Origin of the sequence: Halobacillus sp. B29 (genome assembly GCF_052246755.1) — a bacterium.
Lineage (GTDB): Bacteria > Bacillota > Bacilli > Bacillales > Halobacillaceae > Halobacillus > Halobacillus halophilus.
This window is the reverse complement of sequence record NZ_JBQQCM010000001.1, coordinates 103,962-125,095: the sequence shown is the minus strand read 5'-3', so window position 1 is coordinate 125,095 and position 21,134 is coordinate 103,962. Positions and strand designations below refer to the sequence as shown.

General features: G+C 44.6%; 17 protein-coding genes. 5 read left to right on the top strand and 12 right to left on the bottom strand.

Annotated features, from left to right (window positions below):
• Positions 1-800: 800 nt before the first annotated feature.
• Genes ACTWP7_RS00560 through ACTWP7_RS00550 form a run of 3 tightly spaced genes read right to left on the bottom strand, consistent with a single transcriptional unit; the run spans position 801 to position 4,043 of the window.
• Positions 801-1,130: a CHY zinc finger protein gene (locus tag ACTWP7_RS00560; RefSeq protein ID WP_443121582.1), complete on the bottom strand. Its 330-nt coding sequence runs from the start codon at positions 1,128-1,130 to the stop codon at positions 801-803.
• Entirely contained in the window at positions 1,127-2,338 is a 1,212-nt protein-coding gene (locus ACTWP7_RS00555) for an MFS transporter (RefSeq protein WP_443121581.1), read from the bottom strand. The genes ACTWP7_RS00560 and ACTWP7_RS00555 overlap by 4 nt, the downstream gene beginning before the upstream one ends.
• Positions 2,339-2,354: 16 nt before the next feature.
• Positions 2,355-4,043 (bottom strand): SLC13 family permease, encoded by a 1,689-nt coding sequence (locus ACTWP7_RS00550; protein ID WP_443121580.1) that lies wholly within the window; start codon positions 4,041-4,043, stop codon positions 2,355-2,357.
• 228 nt (positions 4,044-4,271) lie between these two features.
• Between ACTWP7_RS00550 and ACTWP7_RS00545 the strand changes: the two genes are divergently transcribed.
• Complete coding sequence (locus ACTWP7_RS00545; RefSeq protein ID WP_443121579.1) at positions 4,272-5,054, top strand: SDR family NAD(P)-dependent oxidoreductase; 783 nt, start codon at positions 4,272-4,274, stop codon at positions 5,052-5,054.
• Between the two features lie 83 nt (positions 5,055-5,137).
• On the opposite strand, the gene ACTWP7_RS00540 is transcribed toward ACTWP7_RS00545, so the two are convergent.
• The 5 genes from ACTWP7_RS00540 to ACTWP7_RS00520 form a co-directional block, all read right to left on the bottom strand.
• Positions 5,138-6,475, bottom strand: a complete 1,338-nt coding sequence (locus ACTWP7_RS00540; protein ID WP_443121578.1) for a D-serine ammonia-lyase — start codon at positions 6,473-6,475, stop codon at positions 5,138-5,140.
• Between the two features lie 133 nt (positions 6,476-6,608).
• Positions 6,609-7,841: a GNAT family N-acetyltransferase gene (locus tag ACTWP7_RS00535; RefSeq protein ID WP_443121577.1), complete on the bottom strand. Its 1,233-nt coding sequence runs from the start codon at positions 7,839-7,841 to the stop codon at positions 6,609-6,611.
• A gap of 108 nt (positions 7,842-7,949) precedes the next feature.
• Positions 7,950-9,041: an ABC transporter substrate-binding protein gene (locus ACTWP7_RS00530; protein ID WP_443121576.1), complete on the bottom strand. Its 1,092-nt coding sequence runs from the start codon at positions 9,039-9,041 to the stop codon at positions 7,950-7,952.
• Positions 9,042-9,055: 14 nt separating this feature from the next.
• The gene (locus ACTWP7_RS00525; protein WP_443121575.1) at positions 9,056-9,835 is read right to left on the bottom strand and encodes an ABC transporter ATP-binding protein; all 780 of its coding nucleotides are present in this window, start codon (positions 9,833-9,835) and stop codon (positions 9,056-9,058) included.
• Between the two features lie 16 nt (positions 9,836-9,851).
• Positions 9,852-10,673 carry an ABC transporter permease gene (locus tag ACTWP7_RS00520; protein WP_443121574.1) on the bottom strand — a complete coding sequence of 274 codons (822 nt, stop codon included), beginning with the start codon at positions 10,671-10,673 and terminating at the stop codon, positions 9,852-9,854.
• 803 nt (positions 10,674-11,476) lie between these two features.
• Between ACTWP7_RS00520 and ACTWP7_RS00515 the strand changes: the two genes are divergently transcribed.
• The 3 genes from ACTWP7_RS00515 to ACTWP7_RS00505 are packed head-to-tail and all read left to right on the top strand — an operon-like array spanning position 11,477 to position 15,431.
• The gene (locus tag ACTWP7_RS00515) at positions 11,477-12,040 is read left to right on the top strand and encodes a glycerol-3-phosphate acyltransferase (protein ID WP_443121573.1); all 564 of its coding nucleotides are present in this window, start codon (positions 11,477-11,479) and stop codon (positions 12,038-12,040) included.
• A complete protein-coding gene (locus tag ACTWP7_RS00510; RefSeq protein ID WP_443121572.1) occupies positions 12,037-13,638 on the top strand; it encodes a GNAT family N-acetyltransferase in 1,602 nt (533 codons plus the stop codon). The genes ACTWP7_RS00515 and ACTWP7_RS00510 overlap by 4 nt, the downstream gene beginning before the upstream one ends.
• Positions 13,635-15,431 carry an LTA synthase family protein gene (locus tag ACTWP7_RS00505; RefSeq protein WP_443121571.1) on the top strand — a complete coding sequence of 599 codons (1,797 nt, stop codon included), beginning with the start codon at positions 13,635-13,637 and terminating at the stop codon, positions 15,429-15,431. Before ACTWP7_RS00510 ends, ACTWP7_RS00505 begins: the two co-directional genes overlap by 4 nt.
• A gap of 712 nt (positions 15,432-16,143) precedes the next feature.
• Here ACTWP7_RS00505 and ACTWP7_RS00500 read toward each other — a convergent pair.
• From ACTWP7_RS00500 to ACTWP7_RS00485, 4 genes are read right to left on the bottom strand one after another with little or no spacing between them, the layout of a single operon-like run.
• On the bottom strand, positions 16,144-16,851 hold the full coding sequence (locus ACTWP7_RS00500; protein WP_443121570.1) for a hypothetical protein: 708 nt from the start codon (positions 16,849-16,851) through the stop codon (positions 16,144-16,146).
• Entirely contained in the window at positions 16,848-17,600 is a 753-nt protein-coding gene (locus ACTWP7_RS00495; protein WP_443121569.1) for a hypothetical protein, read from the bottom strand. The genes ACTWP7_RS00500 and ACTWP7_RS00495 overlap by 4 nt, the downstream gene beginning before the upstream one ends.
• Positions 17,584-18,489, bottom strand: coding sequence for an ATP-binding cassette domain-containing protein (locus tag ACTWP7_RS00490; protein WP_443121568.1), 906 nt, complete (start codon positions 18,487-18,489; stop codon positions 17,584-17,586). Before ACTWP7_RS00490 ends, ACTWP7_RS00495 begins: the two co-directional genes overlap by 17 nt.
• Positions 18,486-18,872 carry a GntR family transcriptional regulator gene (locus ACTWP7_RS00485; protein WP_443121866.1) on the bottom strand — a complete coding sequence of 129 codons (387 nt, stop codon included), beginning with the start codon at positions 18,870-18,872 and terminating at the stop codon, positions 18,486-18,488. The genes ACTWP7_RS00490 and ACTWP7_RS00485 overlap by 4 nt, the downstream gene beginning before the upstream one ends.
• 150 nt (positions 18,873-19,022) lie before the next feature.
• On the opposite strand from ACTWP7_RS00485, the gene ACTWP7_RS00480 reads away from it, so the two are divergent.
• Positions 19,023-20,690 carry a DUF2207 domain-containing protein gene (locus tag ACTWP7_RS00480; protein ID WP_443121567.1) on the top strand — a complete coding sequence of 556 codons (1,668 nt, stop codon included), beginning with the start codon at positions 19,023-19,025 and terminating at the stop codon, positions 20,688-20,690.
• Positions 20,691-21,134: the final 444 nt, after the last annotated feature.

The window sequence follows — 21,134 nt, the reverse complement described above, 5'->3', positions numbered from 1 at the left end:
AATGAGGCTCCTTTTTTGTGTAGGTTCTGATAAATGCAATAATCTTAAACTAAATCTCCCTTTTTTGGAATACTCAGTTTCGAGATAAATGGGTCCGTTACTCTAAGTGGGGGAGGGCTGGTGGGGAAATAACTCGCTTTCCTATTGGGGAACGGTGAGCTTCCTCGCTCGTTTCACTCCCTGCGGGATCTCACCTAGTCCCTTCTCCCATGGGAGTCTCGCTATTTCCCCACCAACCCAACTATAATGTTGCGAACGGACCCTTCCGGAAGAGATTGGTTCTCCTCCGTAATCTGTATGAAATGCTTTAATGACGGGCGATGTGTGTCGTTACATCCTAACTACATTGGATAATACTTCATGATGCAGGTGATGGTTGAAGTCGTTTCGAGCTTCTGATTTGGCAAAGTCCGGAGGGGGATGATGAAGACTCCTATTTTAAAAGCGGAAGCACCTTGCTCAGCGGCGTATGGACTGGACTGAGCTGGCGGAGATATAGAAAACACGAAGAGCGGAGCGATTCGATGTTGCCTTATCGTACAGAAGTGAGGGAAGTCTCACTAGCCGCTAGGTGCTGAAGCTGGAGAGCACTACACGTCGTTTAGGACATGATTGACGTTTGCAACTTCCTAAAGGGTAAGAGCGGGATGAACATGATCGGTGAGACCCCGGAGAGCTTTAGCTCGAGGAGGCTCAGCACATGCCCGCGGAAAGCGAATCATCCCCCGAAGGACCTTTCTTCTCATAAAAACATCTCGAAACTGAGTCTTCAACTAAACGGCCCTATAGTTTAATAGTGCTTACTCTGAAACTCCTTCAAAATACAAGGGGTAGTGGTAGCTGCATTTTTCGTTAAACGGATGGGCACATTCTGGACATTGATTCACCTTCATATATGTGTGAATAGAAAACTCAGTCCAGCAATTTCCGCACAAAATCGCTTTTTCTTCCCAATGCTCCTTAGGCCACTTTCTCTCCCTGTGATCCGCTTTCTCTTTATGACAATAGTAGCAACCATAGTATTCCTTACAGCAGTAGAATTTGACCGCTACAATGTCGACGTTACTATGATAATGTGCACATCTCGTATGTTCATCTACACCTGTACCTTTCACCTTAATCCTGTTCATACTTCTCCTCCTCCTGATTTCCTTTTAAATACCGGCAAAGAGATAAAAATTAAGATAAAGACAAGAACGGTACTGATCACGCCCGACCAGCCCCATTTCTCCCAAAGGGTTCCGACAGCTGTACTTCCTACTGCAACCCCTACGTAATAACTGATCAAGTAAAAACTTGAGGCGCCGCTTCTGTGATGATTCGCTGATTTACTAACAAGAGCGGCAGCCATAGAATGAGCAATAAAAAAGCCGGAACAAAGCACACCGAGTCCTGCCATGATCCATGATACCGGTTGTAAAGCGGTGAAACCAGCTCCTGCAATCAGAATAAATAATCCAGAAAACATCACTTTTGTTAAACCGAAGTGATTAGACAGTCGCCCGGCAAGAGGCGGAGCAAGCACCCCGAGCACATAAGCAAAATACGTAAAGGATATCCATTTTAGCGGCCACTGGTAGGGGTCTGATTGCAAATGGAAAGGAATATACGTCCATATAGCCGTGAAAACAATTTGAAGCAGCAGTCCCATTAAAAATAAAACCAGCATATAACGGTCTTTCAAGTGCACAAGCATTCCCCTAAAATCTTCCCGAAGCGGCTGGTCCCCTTTTGTAAAATAACGTTCGGAAGGTAGAAGCAATAGAAAAAGCAGAGCAGCAGCCACACCAAATGCAGAGAGTATGAACAAGGTCTTCTCCCAATCAAATACATCCGTTAAATAACCGCCTGCGACTCTCCCGCCCATACCGCCAAGTGCGTTACTGGATATATACAGCGTCATAGCCAGACCTAAATGATTAGGATCTACTTCTTCTCCTAAATAACCCATAGCTGCTGCAGGAATTCCGGCCAGGAAAAAGCCTTGCAGCAATCGTAGAACTACCAGCCATTCAAAAGAAGAAGTAAACGGCATTGCTGCAAGCAGCAATACCGTCACTCCAAGAGATAGTTGCATCAGTCGCAGTCGTCCGTAGCGGTCTGCGGCAAAACCTAGAATGAAAAGTCCAACGACCATCGCAATTACAGCAGCTGACATAAGAAAACTGGACTCGGTAGCCGATACTTGAAATTCATTCACGAAAATAGGCAGTAACGGCTGAAATACATACAAAGTTGAAAAGACGAGTAAGGACGCAAGCATCAGGGCTAAAGTAACGCGCCAGAATCCAGACTCGTCCGGGGTATAGGGCTTAATAGCCGGCTGACTTGAATCCATGGTGTTCATCCTTTACTTATTGGCTGAATTTTTGAGGAAATGTGGTTAAATCAATATCCCATACGATTGGTAAGTAGAAATAAATCGCTAAGGTTGCTAAAACAATAGCCAATATGTTTAGCAAAAACCCGGCCTTGGCCATATCGGGTATTCGTAAGTATCCTGATCCAAATACAACTGCGTTCGGTGGTGTGGCGACAGGCAGCATAAATGCACAGCTGGCTGCAACCCCTGCCCCGATCATCAGACTGTAGGGGTGCACGGATAGTGCCGATGCAAGCGAAGCCATAATTGGGAACATCATTGTGGCTGTTGCGGTATTCGAGGTAATTTCGGTCAAGAAAATTACCATAGCTATGACGCAAGCGAGAATCAGGAACAAGCTGACCCCTTCTAAAATAGTCAATTGGTTACCGATCCATTCCGCAAGTCCGGTTTCCTGGAAGCCTGCTGCAATCGCAAGACCTGCACCGAAAAGAAGTAATATTCCCCACGGAAGCCCTTTGGCCGTGTTCCAGTCCAGGATGAAATCTCCCTTTTTACTGATTGATGGTATTAGAAACAGGATAATAGCTGCGGTCATAGCGATTATCGTATCGTCAATGTTTCCGCTAACGTAAGGTACTAGAATAAATGATCTGGAAATCCACGCTAAAGCCGTTACACCAAATACAGTGAGGACAATCTTCTCCTCCACCGACATCTCACCCAGTCCGCGGCGCTCATTGTCGATAACTTCACGACCCCCGGGGAGTTGTTTAATCTTCATAGGAAAAGCTACTTTTACAAGATAGACCCAGGCGATCCCCAGGAAAATTAAGGATAAGGGCACTCCAAAAGCCATCCAACCCGCAAAGGATATCTCAATGTTATACGTTTCTGAGACGACAGCGGCAAAGATGGTATTCGGCGGCGTACCGATAATAGTAGCCAGGCCTCCTATAGAAGCACTGTAGGCAATCCCAAGCATAACGACTTTTCCAAAGTTAAAGGAAGAGTGGTCGACTTGACCTTCTCCTTCCTTCTTCAACTGTTCAGATGCCTGGTAAATAACTGCAAGACCGATCGGTACCATCATCATAGAAGTGGCTGTATTGGAGATCCACATAGAAAGCAGTCCGGTTGCAAGCATAAACCCAAGCACAATCATCTCGGTGCTTGTCCCTACTAGCGAAATAATAAACAAGGCGATGCGTTTATGTAAGTTCCACTTCTGCATCGCAAGGGCAATAAGGAAACCACCCATGAATAAGAAAATGGTGTTGTCCCCATAAGATGATGCCGTTGCATCACCGGAGAGACCTCCTGTAAGCGGAAACAAAATTAAAGGTAATAAAGACGTAGCGGGAATCGGTACCGCCTCGGTGATCCACCACGTAGCAATCCATAGGGTACTTGCGAGTATCGCTACCGCACTGCCTGACAATCCTTCTGGTTCAAAAAATAAAAGCGTCACAATAAATAAAAGAGGTCCTAAGATGATACCAACTTTTTGACGGGTGTCAAAGGAAGAACCGGATCCGCCGCTCCCGTTTGATGGTTGATTCGAATCCGAACCGTTCCCCGCCTGCTTACGATCATTTTCTTTCGGTTTAACTTTCTCAGGATTTCCCGTAACAGCAAAGCTCATTAAATCTTTGGCTTGATCATGCAACTGCCACATCCAGTTCCAGAAATTTTTTATTCCGGATTGTTCCTGCATCATAATTCCTCCCATCCAAATTTGTTATTATTGCAAGAATATTCTCATATATTAACAAATTTTATCATAAATTTGGTATCCAAGGTAGAAAACCACTTCAACCCTTTCAAATAAATCCCTTATATTGTCACCTCAGGTCATCCATTTTATGGTATTTAATATGAAGGAGCAGGTTTTTAATAGGGGTTTTCTGGATAAAGGGAAGTATGACAATAGAAAGAGGTGGAAGGTTTGACAACTGTACAGGATAAAGTATTCATCGTTACGGGCGCTGCTTCTGGTATGGGATATGCGGCCGCTCACAGACTTGTACATGAACAGGCAAATGTAGCCCTGTTAGACATTAATGAAGATCGATTAAAAGAAGCTGAACAGCAGCTTCAAGGGGAATCCAACCGCACGCTGACCCTGACCACTGATTTGTCTTCGCCGGAAGAGGTGAAAAAAAGCATAGATATGGTCCAAGAACACTGGGGCCGAATTGATGGGGTATTTGCCAATGCCGGAGTCAACGGTAAAGTTATGCCTATCGAGGACATGCCTCCGGAAGAATGGGACCATACCATTGAAACCAATTTAAAGGGTTCTTTCCTGACCCTGAAATATGCCATCCCCCACATGAAGGAAAAAGGCGGAAGTGTCGTACTGACCAGTTCGATTAATGGTAACCGTACCTTCACGAATAAAGGCTTTTCTGCATACAGTTCTTCTAAAGCCGGGATTATGGCCTTCGGCAAAATGGCTTCCGTGGAACTGGCTTCCCAGGGAATCCGCGTTAACATTATGTGCCCAGGTTTCATCGATACAAATATTGGTGAAAACACGCGTCCGGATGAGCAGGAGCTTGAAAAAATTGATATACCAGTAAAGAAAGAAGTAGAAGGTTCACCGCTTAATGAAGAAGTCGGCTCACCTGAACAAGTGGCCGACCTGGTACACTTCTTGCTGTCCGATGCTTCTTCCCACATTACAGGAACCGAGGTGTTCATCGACGGCGCCGAATCACTGCTATGAATATGTAAAAAAACGCCACCTTAGGTCATCCAGAATCTGGATGACCTAAGGTGGCTGTTTCTTCCATTTGGTTCAGGATTCGGTCAGGGGGTTAGCAGGGATTTTCCTTTTTGATAGAATTTTTCCCTATCCTGGTCCGGCACTAGGGAACCGCCTGTGGACCAGGTTAAATGAATCGCATGACCCATTTTGTCCTGCCATCCCTTTTGTTCGATATAGCCTGATTCTTTAAGTCTCAGTGGTCCGGAGAGTCCGGCAGCGGCGGATGGCTCTACATCTATATTTTCTGAATCAGCCAGTAATGCAAGCAAACGGTACATTTCATCGTCTTCCATAGTGTAAAAACCGCTTACCAAATACTGACTAATTTCTGTCGCAAACCGGGAAGGACGTCCAACCGCCAGCCCATCCGCCTCTGTAAGATTATCCAGACCAAAATCCTGAACGGACACTTTTTCGTGTTCTCCAGTCATTACCCCGAGCAGTACGGACGGAGAATGAGTAGGCTCTACGAACAGGCAGTGAACATGATCACCGAACACTTCCTTCAATCCAAATGTAATACCTCCAGGCGAGCCTCCTACGCCGCATGGCAGATAAACAAACAGCGGATGGTCCTTATCTACTCTAATCCCCTCTTCATCCAACTGTCTTTTTAATTCAAGGGCAGCCACACTATATCCTAGAAATAAGGCCTTCGAGTCCTCATCATCTACAAAATAGCCAAGCGGATCGTCCATCGTAATCGAACGCCCTTGCGTAATGGCTTCACTGAAGTCTCCTTTATACTCGTAAACTTTCGCTCCTTTTTGCCGGAGCAGATCCTTCTTCCATTGCTTCGCATCAGCTGACATGTGAACCTCTACCGTAAATCCGAGTTTAGCACTAATGGTACCAATACTCAGCGCCAGATTCCCTGTCGATCCAACGCCGATCGTGTACTGACTGAAGAACTGTTTGAATGAAGAATCAAGAAATACTTCATAGTTATCTTCTTTGGAGATCATATTATTTTCAAGCGCGAGCTTCTCTGCATAGCTCAGGACTTCAAACACCCCGCCACGTGCTTTAATAGACCCCGATATAAGAAGATCATGGTCACATTTTAAGTAAAACTCTCCTTCAAATGGTTGATCATAATAGGCGCTCAGGTCTTTTTTCATTTCTTTTAATGATCTTATAGGCGACTCAATCGCCCCATCCTTCGTTCCTGCAAAAGCCTTCTTTAGAAAAGGGGCAAACCGTTTCCACAGTTGTTCCGCTTCATAGATATCATCTTTGGTTACCGCAAACTCCGGTACCTTATCCATCTCCCTGGCAGACGTATTGATCCAAAACACGGGCTCACCTTTCATGACTTTATCTAATAAGGGAAGACTCTCACCCCATTCGGATACCGTTTTCCCTGCTATCTTTTCCATTGAAGCACCTCCATGACAGAAAATCATTCTATCCTGATTTTTCCCTGAATTCGAATAATTAATCGGAGCGCCGGGCAGGACTCGCTTTTCCTTCCCGCACGTACCAGCAGGGAAAGGGACGCCTATCGTTCACCTAAAAGAAACTCCAGCTTTCGGGTGGTTTAGGGTTTTGAAATAGCTTAATAGCCTGATCAAGGCACTCTCCTGGTTCTGCTTCTGCATAACCTCCCAGCAGAAGATTGTCCAAGGTTACACATCCCATCATAAGTGATGAAAATTCAGCTATTCCTATGTGGACCTCTACGTCTGGCAGCTGATTCGTTGTTCTCGGAACCCCGTCCGTAAATTCCCATACGTAGAAGTGCTGCTCATCCAAAAAGCTGTCTGATATGTGCCAGCCGATTCGAATGGATTCCCGGCCAAACGAGTGGTGCTCAAGCTTTTCCAAAAACAGAGGAACATCCACGATCCGGTACATCAGCCCTTGGCCCTGTTCACTTATTTTATGATAAATCCGGAAGATTAGTTCATCGTCTGTATGAGTAGGATTCTCCAACATATAAGAAAATTGCTCATTAAAGGTCGGAAAATAAACGGAACGAACCTGATCCTTCTGATTGTGCAAGAATTGAAGCAGCGATTGATAGGCTTCGGTTGTACACGCGATAAATTCAACAATATGTAAATCATTCAGCAGCATATGATCGTCTGGAGACTGCTTGAACTGGAAAACCATGTACCCATCTATTTTCCCTTCTTTTTTCAAACCAACCACATGATAATCATCCGCTTCCAGTGATCTGAACTCGTACAACGGCTTTTCACACGACCCATGCGTATGATCAGCCCACCGGTGATAGCACGCTGCCATCTCATACTTATCAGCCGGATCGAGCACAGTAAGGGCTTCACTTTTAGAAAAGAAAGGAAGCTGTGACGGATGGAACTGAAATGTATGTAAAAATGGTCCAAGCCCAAAGCCCATCTTTCTATAAAAAGAAGGCTGGAAAGGATAGAGCTGCACGAGTGGTATGCTCTGGTCACGAGCATCTTTAATAAAGGCCTGAATAATCTGCTTGGCAAACCCCTGCTTTTTGTAAGGCAGGTCCACAGCTACCATGCCAACGCCGCGGGCATCTATTTTCCGTGAGTAGAGGTTCAACGTGTGAGCATATTCGATATATCCTCCGACCAAGGAGTTGTCTTGATAAAGACCCAAATGCTGGATATTGGCTTCTTTGTCCAACTTCTTCTGGCGCTTGCGATGATTTTCTATCGCTTCCTCGGAATCGAGTTTCATTCCTGGATAACAGCGGCTGCATAGATCAGTGAATGCTTTAAAATCGGTCAGCTTCTGGAACGTCATTACTTTCTCTCCTCTCTATTACACTTTCCCTTCTATTATAGGGGAATCTATAGTGGATGTCTTACTTATAAAGCAAAAAGTGAGAGGAACCCCTCTCACTTCAGCTTCTTACTTATATTCACCAAGCACCTCGACCGCTTTTTCGGTCATAGATGTATCTATTGATGTTTCAAAATCAAACTCGCCGCGAATGGCTCCATTCTCTTTATACATCTCATACTGTTTCTTGATATCCTCTGTAAACATCCGTCCGTTTGGATCAAGTCCAGTAATGGCTACTTTTTCCCACAGCGCAGGGTCTTTTAAGGCCGTATGTTTGGTCATGATATCAATGACTTCCTCTTTTCCTTCTCCCTTAATAAAGGCGTCATTGTAATCACGTACCCCTTTTAAATAAGCGGCCATGAAACGAAGCGATACGTCGGTTTCCTGCTCAATGAATTCTGGAGATCCAAGCACCATGGCAATTTGTGCATCTGGTGCGAAGTCAGTAGCATCGCCGAGGCGAACATGAAGTCCCTGTTCTATTCCCTGTGTGATCAGCGGTTCAATTTGAAGCGCTGCGTCAATAGAGCCATTCCCCATAGCTGCCAGCATGTTGCCAAAGTCAGACATTAGCACGAATTCTACATCACTTTCGTTTAAACCCGCATGTTCTAGCATAGACCGGTAGATATAATCATCAACAGCGTTTTGCGAGGAAACAGCCAACCTTTTTCCTTTTAGATCTGAATAGCCTTTAATCTCATCCTTTAATTCTTCCCGGATCACAAAAGAGAAATACGAATCTCCTTTAATGTAATGGCCTTTATCTGCAATGATTTTTACATCAATTCCCTGAGCGATGGCGTTGAAAAAGGATGCTGTAGAAACGCCTCCCGCTATATCGATTTCACCGGCAGCAAGGGCAGGAAGCATATCATCACTGTTCGCAAATTGAGTGAACTTTACATCAATATTGTAATCATCAAAATAACCTTTTTCCTTCGCAATATAAAATCCCGCTCCGGAAGCTGCTCCATCTTCTGCAATAATGACCGTTGCTTTTTTATCAAGCGGCGCGAGATCCCCAGAAGGATGGTCACCGGACGTTTCAGGAGGAATACCTACCTCTTTCTCTTTAGTGGTCTCCGAACCACACCCGCCGATCAGTAAAACGAAAAACATAATTGGAATAAGAAAGATGCCCAACTTTTTCATAATGTTTCCCCTTCCTACATTCTTGATCCTTGAACCTCATCCTGAAGATGCGTCCAGATTTCCACAAAACTTGAAGCAAGATCGGCGTTTGCCCTCACCTCTTCCATCGTACGTGGTCGCGGCATGTCGATCCTTTTTTCCTTCACAAGTGTGCCAGGCTGTGAGCTCATAAGCACAATACGGTCGCTCAATAATAAAGCTTCGTCAATGCTGTGAGTAATAAATAAGACCGTCTTTTTGGTTTCACTCCAAATACTTAATAGCTCTTCCTGCAAAATAAACTTGTTTTGTTCATCTAAGGCAGCGAACGGTTCATCCATCAGAAGAATTTCCGGATCATTAGCAAACGCCCGTGCAATACTGACCCGCTGCTTCATCCCACCGGAAAGTTCTTTTGGATAAAGAGTAGAAAATTGCTCAAGCCCTACTTTTTCTAAGTAGTAATCCGTCCGCTCCTTAATATAGCCTTTGGGAAGATGTCTCATCTTCAAACCAAACGCCACATTTTCTCTGACAGTCAGCCATGGAATCACACCGCGTTCCTGAAAAACCATAGACTGAAGCGGGCGTTCCTCCTTTTCCCGGGAAATGATAAACTCCCCGGTGCTTGGAGTTTCAAGCCCTGCCAGAATTCTGAGCAGGGTCGTTTTCCCACAGCCGCTTGGACCAAGAAGACAGACAAATTCCCCGTCTTTAATATCTAGATTCACCCCTTTTAAAGCGGTGACACTAGAACCTTTTTTGTAAAACACCTTCGTTAAATCACGAATTGAAATCTTTGCAGGGGTACTCATAGACCTCCTCCTTCGTTTATCTCCATGGCAGCAGTTTGTTTTGGCATCCTCTCAGAATTAATGAGAACAAGTAGCCAAAGAATGAAATCAGCACCAGGCCGACATACATTTCTTTTAACAAAAAGGCGTTATAGGACGTCCAGATTAGATAACCAATCCCGGAATTCGCGCCCATCATTTCAGCAGCCACTATTGTAAGAAGAGCAATGGCCTGCCCCATCTGGATTCCTTCAATCATGACGGGTAAAGCGCCGGGAAGTGCGATTTTAAAAAAGAACTGACGGGAATTCGCTCCATAGTTCCGGGCTACGTCTAAATAAATACGATCAATAGTTATAACCCCGGCAACGGTATTGATAATAACCGGAAAAAATACACTCCCGGCGATGGTAACAATTTTCGATACTTCTCCTATTCCGAACAGAATTAAAATAATTGGTAATAAAGCAAGCGTTGGAATCGGCATAAGGGCCATAATTAACGGGGAGAAAAAATGCCTGAGCGGAGAATACAGACCCATCAGCAGTCCAAGAATGATGGCCGGGATCACGCCAAGCAAAAATCCTGCCATTATGCGAAACAGTGATATTCCTATATGTTCAAATAATTCACCACTTGTCCCCATCGTAATAAACGTGCCTACAATTTCTGTGGGAGGCGGAAAAAACCGTGCATCCACTAGGCCGGTTCGCGATAAAAACTCCCATAAAATCAGGATAAAGATCGGTGATGATATGGTAAGTAGCTGCTTTAACCGGCTTTTCAACTGTCGTCTTTTCCATTCTTCTTTTTCAACCGTGAGCGGATCATGTTCTATATTGTTAAGTCTTTTCTTCACTCTTCACCACCTCTATGGCAATCATATGTGCCCCTGCCTAGATGTGTGAATGGAAGGGGAAGATTTATCCCAGCACTGCCCGCTCCTCATAACCTTGCCAAACGATGCACCACGAGAGGCTTTAAACTGCATCTATTGTGCGCTTTCAAGAGGTTTGTCAAAGGGAAGTGGGGGTACATATTAAGAAACAAACCGGCCACCTTCCCACAGCTTATTAAACTAAATGGCCGGTTTGTGGAAGACTCGATTTTGAGATTTTTCAAACATGATTTCGAGCTCCATATATCGCAAGGTCCGGAGGGGGACGATGCAGACTCCTATTTTAAAAGCGGAAGCACCTTGCTCAGCGTCGTATGGACTGGACTGAGCTGGCGGAGATAAAGAAAACACGAAGAGCGGAGCGATTCGATGTTGCCTTATCGTACAGAAGTGAGGGAAGTCTCACTAGCCGCTAGGTGCTGAAGCTGGAGAGCACTACACGTCGTTTAGGACATGATTGACGTTTGCAACTTCCTAAAGGGTAAGAGCGGGATGAACATGATCGGTGAGACCCCGCAGAGCTTGCTCGAGGAGGCTCAGCCCATGCCCGCGGAAAGCGAAATCGTCCCCCGGAGGACCTTTCTCATAACCAATATCTCGAAATCAAGTCTTCCAGAAAAGGGAGCTTATCTTTAACATGCGATATTGAGATTTAATAAAGAAAAATTCTAAAAAAGAAGAAATTCTGACGGTTTTCGTCACCTTCTCCCTTTACCAGGAACTTCAAGATGGTAAAATATGAGCAGACAGGAAGGTGTTGTAAAGTGTGGATCGTGATTTGCTACTTCATTGCAAATATAAACGGAGCCTATATGGTGACCAAATGGCAGAAAGGTGCGGACATCCGTACTCTTGGAAGTGGCACGGGCGGGGCAAGAAACGCAGGACGTGTATTGGGGAAGCCGGCTTTTGTATGGACGGTGGTTATTGATGCACTAAAAATAATTCTGCCTTTAAGCCTAATCCTATACTTATCGGCCTCACCCATCATCGTTGGAATCTCAGTTATCGCCTTAATTACAGGGCATATATGGCCGCTGCTTTTAAAAGGAAGTGGCGGTAAGGGGATAGTCGTCTATTTAGCAGCCCTTCTGATGCTTGAACTCCTGGGCCTGCTTCTATTCGGTCTTATCGCCTTCATAGCAAGTATTACCCCTATGCCATTTTCAAAAGTAATGATTCCCGCAATGGCAATTCCCCCGCTTATGACGATCTGGCAGGGGGACCTATGGGTTGGCCTATGCCTGGGTATTGGATACTGCCTGGTCGTTATAGCCCATACCCTCCCTGTACACCCCCGTTTGTCAATAAAGGAGGAACAGATATGACAAAACAGTCTATTCAATATAAAACTGCTGACTCAAAGGAAGAATACAGACAAATTCATGAATTGAACTATCAAACGTTTGTAGAAGAAATCCCCCAGCATGAAGAGAATGACAACCGCAAGCTGGTGGATCGTTTTCACGACGAAAATACATATATCATTGCTAAACAAGATGAAAAAATTATAGGCATGATCGCCGTCCGTGCCACACGTCCTTTTTCTCTCGATCAAAAACTACCTAATCTGGACAGCTACTTACATGATGTTGAGGCTCCCTGCGAAATTCGTCTGCTGTCGATCAACCCGGAATTCCGGAAAGGCTCTGTTTTCTTCGGACTCATTGACCAATTGATTCGATACTGTCTCAGGGAGAACTACGATGCAGCCTTAATCTCTGGAACGGAACGTGAATGGAAGCTGTACCTGAAGTTAGGTTTTGAACCTTTTGGCCCCATGACAGGTCAGGAAGGAGCTAAATTCCAGCCGATGAAACTCACGAAGGACCGCTTTGTCAAAGCTACCCAGGCCTTCCACCGGATATTGGCCCGATATGAACCGATTTCGTTTCTATCTGGGCCAGTACCTGTAAAAAATGAAGTGAAAGAGGCATTGGCAGCCACTCCCCTGTCTCATCGAACCGGAGCTTTTATCGAGCGAATGAAAAAGGTGCGTAACTCGCTTACAGAGCGGACAAATGCCAGATACGTCACGGTGTCCGTAGGTACAGGAACACTTGCTAATGACGTCGTTGCCCAGCAGATTAAACAGTTGGACCGAACAGGCCTGATTCTCTCAAATGGTGAATTCGGCGACCGGCTGATGGACCATGCCCACCGGACAGGGCTTGATTTTTACAGGATGCAGAAAGCGTGGAACGATCCAGTCAATTTGAACCGTGTTCGTGACTTTCTGAAAGAACACCCTTCCATTGGATGGATCTGGTGTGTCCATTGCGAAACTTCGACCGGGTATTTGTTTGATGTTGAAGAACTGAAAAAAATAGCAGAGTCTGAAAATGTAAAGCTATGTCTTGATGCCTGCAGCTCCCTTGGCGCCGATCCGCTTGATCTTTCTGGTGTTCATATTGCTTCCAGTGTCAGCGGGAAAGCTCTTGCCTCTTTCCCCGGACTTGCGATTGTCTTTCACAACTATGCACCGGTACCGGACCCGGATATTCCAAAATACCTGGACCTTGGCGTTTACGATTCGAATCAGAGCATCCCTTACACCCACTCTACCAACCTGGTTCATGCTCTTGAGGCATCTCTATCTTCGGTCGATGAACGTCCTCTTGGGGCGTTCATGATGGAACTTCGAAACGTGCTGGGTAACCAGGGATTAAAGGTTCTTGGTGATCACAGGTATTCAAACGGGATTGTTACAATTGCCCTCCCGGATTACATTTCCCAGCAGAGATTTGGGGACAGGTTAAAGAAAAACGGGATTTTCATTAACTACGAAAGCAGCTATTTGGCTAGACGAAACTGGGTACAGATTGCGCTGATGGGTGACGTGGATTCAAACCACCTCCTTCGGCTCGGGGAAGTTATAAACCGTGTCTTGAGTTCTGAAAATCTCCTAAAGGTGAAGCAGTCGTGAAAAAAGCCTATTGGATTGCCTTGTTTTACTGGCTGAAAACAACAGCCGTTATGTATGTTGCTTTCCAGATGTCGCCGCCTGGACTCATCGATCATTTGTTGTTAATTTTCAGCTCGCTCGGGCCCCTGCTGCTTTGGTTCGGGCTCTCATTTTTCTTTTTCAAACGCCTGCATCCATGGGTATTAATAGGATTAATGTTTTTAACCACCTTTTTCCTTTATGCTCATTTAATTTATTATCGTTTTTATGAAGACTTTCTCACCCTTCCTATTTTGCTTCAGGTAGGAAACGTGGGAGGACTTAGTCAGAGTACATGGACGCTTATTTCACCTTGGGATTTGTTTTTTGTTATTGACTTAGTTGTAATTGGCTGGTGGTTAATTAAGAGAGGACCCTTCACGATTCCATCTAAGGAGAAAAAGCAATACGCGGGAAGTGCGGCGGGTATTACACTTGTTCTCCTAGCAGCTTCCTGGTGGCATTCTCCCCACCTATTTCAGGAAAACTATAACCGTGATAAAGTCGTGACCTCGATCAGCATCTATGCGTATCAATGGTTTGATATTGCCTACAGCATCACTGCCCCGCTGCAGAAGGTTACGGCGGACGAATCGGCTGATGGGTCTGTAGAAGAGTTTGTATCAGAAAAAGACTCTTTAAAGACAGAATGGTTTGGCCTGGCAGAGGGAAAGAATGTAGTATTTATCACACTGGAATCCGTACAAAACTTCGTGATTGATACCGACGTAAAGGGCGTACCCGTTACTCCTTTTTTAAATCAATTAAAAGATGATAGTCTTTACTTTTCCAACCTGTACGATCAGGCTTCTCAAGGCAAAAGCTCGGACGCAGAATTCATGGTGGATACTGGCTTATATCCGCTCGACGGTGGTTCTGTCTTCGTACGCCGGCCCAATAATACGTTTAACGGCCTGCCAGAACTTTTGAAAGACTATCAGACTACTGTTTTTCACGGAAACGTAAGAACGTTTTGGAATCGGGAGCAAATGTATGATTCCCTGGGCTATGACCAGTTTATTTCCAAACAGGATTATGAGATTAACGAAGAAAACCAGATTAATTACGGAATAGAGGATAAATCTTTTTTTAGACAATCGATCCCGTATATGAAGCAATTAAATGAGCCTTATATGACGAAGTTTATTACCCTTACGAATCACTTTCCTTTTTTACTGGACGAGAAGGACCGCAGCCTTCCTCTTGCGGATACATCGGAGCCGGTTGTAAATCGGTACTTAACTACGGTTCGGTACTTGGATGAATCGATTCGTCAGCTCTTTCAGTCTTTAAAAGAAGAAGGGATGTATGAGGATACGATGTTTGTGCTGTTCGGGGACCATTACGGTATCTCTAAGGAATATGAAGACGGGGTACATGAGCTTCTTGATCAGCCCGATACGGCGCTTTCTCATACCACGAACCAGCGTGTTCCTCTGCTTATTCATATTCCTGGAATGGAAGGTAAAACATTTGATACGTTAGGCGGGCAAATTGACATTCGCTCGACTGTTCTCCATTTGCTCGGGAAGCAAACAGAAGATTACATGAGTTTCAGCCAGAATCTTCTAGCTGGCGAAAAAGAAGAGTTTGTCGCTTTCCGTGATGGCGATTTTATTAAGCCTTCCTACCTCTTCCAGGATGGCATTTGTTATAAAACAGACAGCAGCCAGCCTGTAAATGCTTCGCATTGCAAAGAAGGCCGGGAAAAGGCACGTGAAAAGCTTAAATTGTCCGATCACATTATCAAAGGAGACCTGCTTCGTTTTAAATAATGGCCCGGTTAAAGCCCGGCGTCCATATTACAGTTAAGCTTCCGTTTGTTGAAGACTTGATTTCGAGATGTTTGTTGAGCAGAAGATCCTGCGGGGGATGATTTCGCTTTCCGGCCCTGCACGACGCAGGGTCGTTCGACGTTGCCACACGAAGTGGCGTTCTTAGTCGAACCTCCTCTTCTGTGCTGAGCTTCCTCGGGCTTAACAGCGCTGCGGGATCTCACCGATCATGTTCATCCCCCTCCGGACCTGGCCGAATCAGAAACTCGAAATCCACCAAAAATGCCTGCTAAAATTAACTGGAAAGCAAAAAAATATCTAGCTTATTTAATTGTACAACCCTTGATATATAAGGGTTGAAGGCTGATCCAAAACGATTATCTCTCTTATACAAGGTGCCGTTCACTCCTCAATCATAGGGTGGCGGAGGAAACAAGGAGACTCCAACGGGAGAAGGAGGCTCCTGAAAAAGAGGATCGACTAAAGTCGCCACGTCCTGTGGCAACGTCGATCGACCTTACGTCTTGTAGGGCCGCAGGAAAGCGAGTTGTTTCCGCAGCCAGCTCCTCTCTATATCAGCAACGGACCTAAGATATCTCGAAACTGAGTCTTCAACTAAACGGACCTATAGTTTAATAAGTCTTTTTCCGTTTAATAAAACCCAAAAATAAAACCTAAATAAGAAAAAGCCCCGCGAATCAGGACTTTTCTTTTATTTCTTTACATATTCCACAGAATGGTAATCCGAAGACACATTAATGTCCTTAGGAACGCTCACATACAAGATATAAGTGCCCCACTCCATCTCTGCTTCCATCATACCATCCTTTTCCTCCGTAAACTGGGTGAATGGAAACGCCGGACTAAAAACAGTAAATGTACGGTCGGTCGTTTGAGCGAGAAGAAGATTCAGGCGTTGGTCTGCCATCCCGATCCTAAGCGGTAAATCATGATTCAGCACTGTTCCCTGGAGAGAAGCCGGGGTTGAATAAAAAGCAGCCGTAATTTGCTCACTATCGTTTGTTTGGTCCACCACAATAGTAAGTGCGCTCGGTGCTTCAATTTCTTCGCCAATCTCAAGCCGCTCATACTCATAATCAAAGCTCCACTCTTTTCGCAGGTATTTCTCATTTATATCCGTAACTTTACCCGCTAGAGCTTTTTGATAGAGCTCTCTTCCTGTTTCTGAAATATTCCCCTCACTGTTATCGGAGCTTATGTTCTGATCAGGGATAAAGAAAAAGAGAATAAAGCTAACGAGCAGGAGGCACACATAGCCTCCAAATACCCATAGCGGGGTCTTAGCTGACAAGTGGGTACTTCGAGCTTTGCTTTTTCTATAATTCATTACAATTAAAGACCCGAATAAAACTATAAAGAACGTAATGGGCAGAAGACCAATCAATAGAGCGTCCATCATTTCTTCACCTCCAATTGGTCCGAAATCCACAACGCAATCGTGAAGACAAGGGCTGCACTTGCCACTACTTTAGCTGCAAATAGTAGAAACAAAGATTCTTGAAAATAGAATTCAAACATGAACGCTGGAAGATTCCAGTTTTCTGTGCTGGATAAATACTGAAGTCCTCCAAAAAACAAGACAGGAAGCAAAACCACAAACACTCGGTGAATCTGGACCATGATCCCGGCTAAATAACCAAGAGAACTGAACAGGAAAACGAGCAGAATTATAGCCAACACACCCTCAGTAAACGTTAACGGTCCGGACGCGAGCCCTGTGCCTATAACCTCCTTGTTTCCTAAAATAAAATAGACTACCACTTTAAGTAAGAAACCGGCCATTATTGCAGTCAGACCGCCGATAACACTTACTGTAGCGATGAAAGCAACGGAAGACATGTTGCTGCTGAAGCGGTTGGTAATAAAAGCAAAATCATCCTCCCGATAAGCTTTCGTGGTCAAAAGAAGGGCACTCATGAAGCCCCAGAAAAAGGTGAAAATGATGATCATATCCGCTGAATAATAATTAATATTGAGGTCCAGACCAAAGGTACCAAGGCTTCGAGAACCGACGCCATTCAACGAGAACAACAGTCCTAGCAATTGCACAGTAACGAGAGAGGTGAGAATCCCCATATAAGCTTTCAGTTTATAGTGATATTGTTTCCCAATCACCTCCCTGGTGCTTACTTCAGTTAAGGATGTCATCTAAAGTCCCCCCTTTTTGAGATTCTGAAGAAGTTAAGTAGATACATAGATCACTCGCGGAAACGCCTGAAAATTGAATTCCTTCACGCTTCATTTCCAGTTTCTCTTTCTCAGAAAAATTATTTCTTGTAACGATATACTCGTCACCCATCCCAAACGGTTCCGTATAAATGGTTTTGAGGTCAGCGATATACGGTGCCAGTATTTCACTCTTCCCTATCAACCCTATCGCAAGCTCTCTCAACTCTTCGATCGACATGTGAAGTACTTTCTCCCCCTGGTCCAGCAGCAGCACCTCTTCCAATTGATCTTCCACTTCTTCTAAATGATGGGTGGATAGGAGGATCGTGCGTGGATAAGCGAGATAGTCTTTAAGTAATATTCGGTAAAAATCCTTGCGAACGGCCGCATCCATGCCTGTAGTCGGTTCATCAAATATAGTTAGTGGACAGCGGGCCGCAAGTCCGACAATCATATTGAAGGTGCTTTCTTTCCCTTTTGATAGATTTTTATGGTATTCCTTTTTATGAAACCCAAAGTAACCAAATAAATGCCATGCCAGTTCCTCATTCCAATGTTCATAAAACTCGCCGGCCTCCACCAGAATGTCTGACAGGGAAAGAGCTGTTGGAAAGTTCATTTGGTCGTCAATAAAGATAGAATTGGCAGATACGAGCAGACTGTTAAACGGGCGGTGAGAAAATACTTTCACTTCTCCGGATGTTTCCTTAAGCATGCCGCTTAAAATCTTCATGAGTGTTGTCTTACCTGCACCATTTCTTCCGACCAGTCCAACCAGTTTATTCTCTCCAATTGTGCAGGAAAGCTGATCCAGAGCTTTAAACCCCCGGTAAGCTTTCGTTAATTGCCTGCATTCAATGATGTTCATTCTTCTCCCCCTTTGTTTCTACTTCTTGTTTCCTTTATCAGTGAAATAAGTTCTGTTTCTGCCATATCGAGCCGTTCAGCCTCTTGAATAAGATCCTCGACCATACTCTTTAGTGTATGGTTTTTTCGCTTGTCCTTGATGATTTTTATCGCCTCGGAGGACACGAACTTTCCAATTCCTCGCTTATCATAAAGAATTCCCTCTTCCGCAAGCTTCGTGAGTCCTTTGGCGGCTGTCGCCGGATTTATGTTATACATATCCGCAAGCTTATATTGAGAATAAACCTTCTCATCCTCCGGCAGATCGCCGTTTAGGATTTCATTTTCGATCCATTCAGCTATCTGCAAGTAAATCGGCTTCGTTCCGTCGGTGTTAAGAATCACATGCTCCCCTTCCTCTCTGAATTGGTGCATTAGTGTTGTAATGTAGTATATTACTGTTACTTCCAAAAATCAACTTGGACTAAAACATTTTTTTATGAAACTTATTCGTTTGGAACAGCGTATTACTAAGAGGAAAGAAGGTGGATGATTATGAAAAAAATACTTCCCATCCTATTTGCCGCAGTTATTATTCTCGTGCTTCCTCTCCCGGCGCTGGCTGTGGAGTATTCCATTCCAAAAACCATCATTGACACTGAGCTTCAGGAAAATGGAGATGTGAGAGTGGAAGAAAAGCATACGTATGCTTTTAACGGAGAGTTTAACGGTATAACCCGAACCTTACATGCAAAAACAGGTACCAAAATCACAAACGTACAAGCATATGAGAAAGAACAGAAATTAAAGGTGGAACGCGAAGATCAGACCTACAAAATATACCGAAGTGGTAAGGATGAAACCATTACAGTTACCTTAACCTATCTGATTGAGGATGGGGTCGAGGTTTATGCTGACCGGGCACAGTTTTATTGGACTTTTTTTGATGAAAACCATGAGTCTGATCATGGAGGTTTGATCATTACCATCTCCCCGCCTGCCCCGGAGAATGATGTACTGGCTCTTGGTTATGAAGAGGCCTATACAACCGAGCAACTGAGAGAAGATGGTGCCGTCCAGTTTAATGTAGGAGAAATATTGGAACGAGAAGAGGCAACGGTGCGAGCAGCTTATCCAGCTTCTCTATTTTCTGCCGAACCGATTTCTGACAAAGAAATAAGCGGAGAGATTCAGTCGGAAAAAGATAGTTTGGCCGCTGAAGCCGCTGCAGAAGAACAAAGAAGAAATACGTTATACCGCATTACACCTTATGCGCTGGCTTTATTTGTAACTGCCGGACTATTGCTGGCAGGCTATGCGTTCAGCCGTTATCGTTCGAACCAGAGTGAAGTGAACCGCCAGCTGAACTCTTTTTCCTTTATTCCTGAAGAAGAAATGAGTCTTCCGGCCACGCTATATTTTCAAAACCACCGTAGCCTGACCATCCGTTCCCTTACAGCTGCAATTCTTGACCTTGTCCGGAAAGGATACGTCGAGCAGAAATCGGATCAGGAATTCCTGATTATTCATCGGAATACAGACTATGAACACGAGAGGATCCTCCTCTCCTGGCTGTTTGATGAAGTTGGCGGAAACGGTACATTTCATTTCGAGGATATTCAATCGTACACCGCTGACAAATCGAACCACGAGCAGTACCAGAAAGATTTCAACTTATGGAAAAAGGCCGTCAAACAAGAGGTAAAGACTCATAACCTTTATGAGAGCATGAACAAATGGAGAGGATTAACCGCCCTTATTGGAACCCTTGCCATTCTATTTGGTATTTATCAATTGTTTCCCTGGATGATCCTATACATCGTTTTTGGAGCCTTGTTACTGGTAACGGCATTTGCTTATCGCCCGCATACGATTAAAGGTAAAAAGATTCAGGTGCAATGGAAAAAACTGTTGCAGACAGAGAGCGACCGAGGGTCTTTAACTGATGATGAACAACTTCGCATTTTTCTTTATGAGATTGGCACAGGACATAGAAAAGTAGAAAATGAGCCCGAGGTTCGAAACCACTCACTCTCCAGTATCGACATAGGCACACCGACTGCCCATCATGATATGATGCTCTTTATTATTCTTGCTGGTTCACTGCAATCAAGCTTCAGCGAGGCGGACCAAACCATCTCGGCTGCAGCTGCAGCCAGCGCAAACGCTGGCGGAGGTGGAGCTGGTGTTGGCGGCAGCGGCGGGGGATCAGGGGCATTCTAGATGTTAGCAGTATAAAAAAGCTCGGAGTATTTTTTACTCCGAGCTTTCATTATTGGTGTATGGAGTCTTTTTAAGAAACATAGACATCTTCTCTTGCATACGATGAAAAGGTTATGAAATTAATACTTTCTGGAGGTTATATATATGCATGCGAATACACCATACTACGGCGGTCAAACGCAGGGATTGCCCTTGTCTGTATTAAACACGGTCCAAGAATGTGAAGCTTTATGTGAATACACGGAACACTGTGTGCTGCAAATGAAACAAGCAACTCGCAGGAAAGAACAACTGAGATTACTTAGAGATTGCGCGGATATTTGTACATTAACTGCAAAGTATATCGCCCGCTGCAGCATATTTGCCCAATCAACGGCCGCCTTGTGCGCCCATATATGTGAAATTTGCGGCAATCACTGTCTCCAGCATCCCGATGAATTATCA

Excerpts from the sequence above, each read along its gene's own strand:
- ACTWP7_RS00560 (WP_443121582.1), bottom strand. The coding sequence starts at position 1,130 with ATGAACAGGATTAAGGTGAAAGGTACAGGTGTAGATGAACATACGAGA.
- ACTWP7_RS00555 (WP_443121581.1), bottom strand. The coding sequence starts at position 2,338 with ATGGATTCAAGTCAGCCGGCTATTAAGCCCTATACCCCGGACGAGTCT.
- ACTWP7_RS00550 (WP_443121580.1), bottom strand. The coding sequence starts at position 4,043 with ATGATGCAGGAACAATCCGGAATAAAAAATTTCTGGAACTGGATGTGG.
- ACTWP7_RS00540 (WP_443121578.1), bottom strand. The coding sequence starts at position 6,475 with ATGGAAAAGATAGCAGGGAAAACGGTATCCGAATGGGGTGAGAGTCTT.
- ACTWP7_RS00535 (WP_443121577.1), bottom strand. The coding sequence starts at position 7,841 with ATGACGTTCCAGAAGCTGACCGATTTTAAAGCATTCACTGATCTATGC.
- ACTWP7_RS00530 (WP_443121576.1), bottom strand. The coding sequence starts at position 9,041 with ATGAAAAAGTTGGGCATCTTTCTTATTCCAATTATGTTTTTCGTTTTA.
- ACTWP7_RS00525 (WP_443121575.1), bottom strand. The coding sequence starts at position 9,835 with ATGAGTACCCCTGCAAAGATTTCAATTCGTGATTTAACGAAGGTGTTT.
- ACTWP7_RS00510 (WP_443121572.1), top strand. The coding sequence starts at position 12,037 with ATGACAAAACAGTCTATTCAATATAAAACTGCTGACTCAAAGGAAGAA.
- ACTWP7_RS00500 (WP_443121570.1), bottom strand. The coding sequence starts at position 16,851 with ATGATGGACGCTCTATTGATTGGTCTTCTGCCCATTACGTTCTTTATA.
- ACTWP7_RS00495 (WP_443121569.1), bottom strand. The coding sequence starts at position 17,600 with ATGACATCCTTAACTGAAGTAAGCACCAGGGAGGTGATTGGGAAACAA.
- ACTWP7_RS00490 (WP_443121568.1), bottom strand. The coding sequence starts at position 18,489 with ATGAACATCATTGAATGCAGGCAATTAACGAAAGCTTACCGGGGGTTT.
- ACTWP7_RS00480 (WP_443121567.1), top strand. The coding sequence starts at position 19,023 with ATGAAAAAAATACTTCCCATCCTATTTGCCGCAGTTATTATTCTCGTG.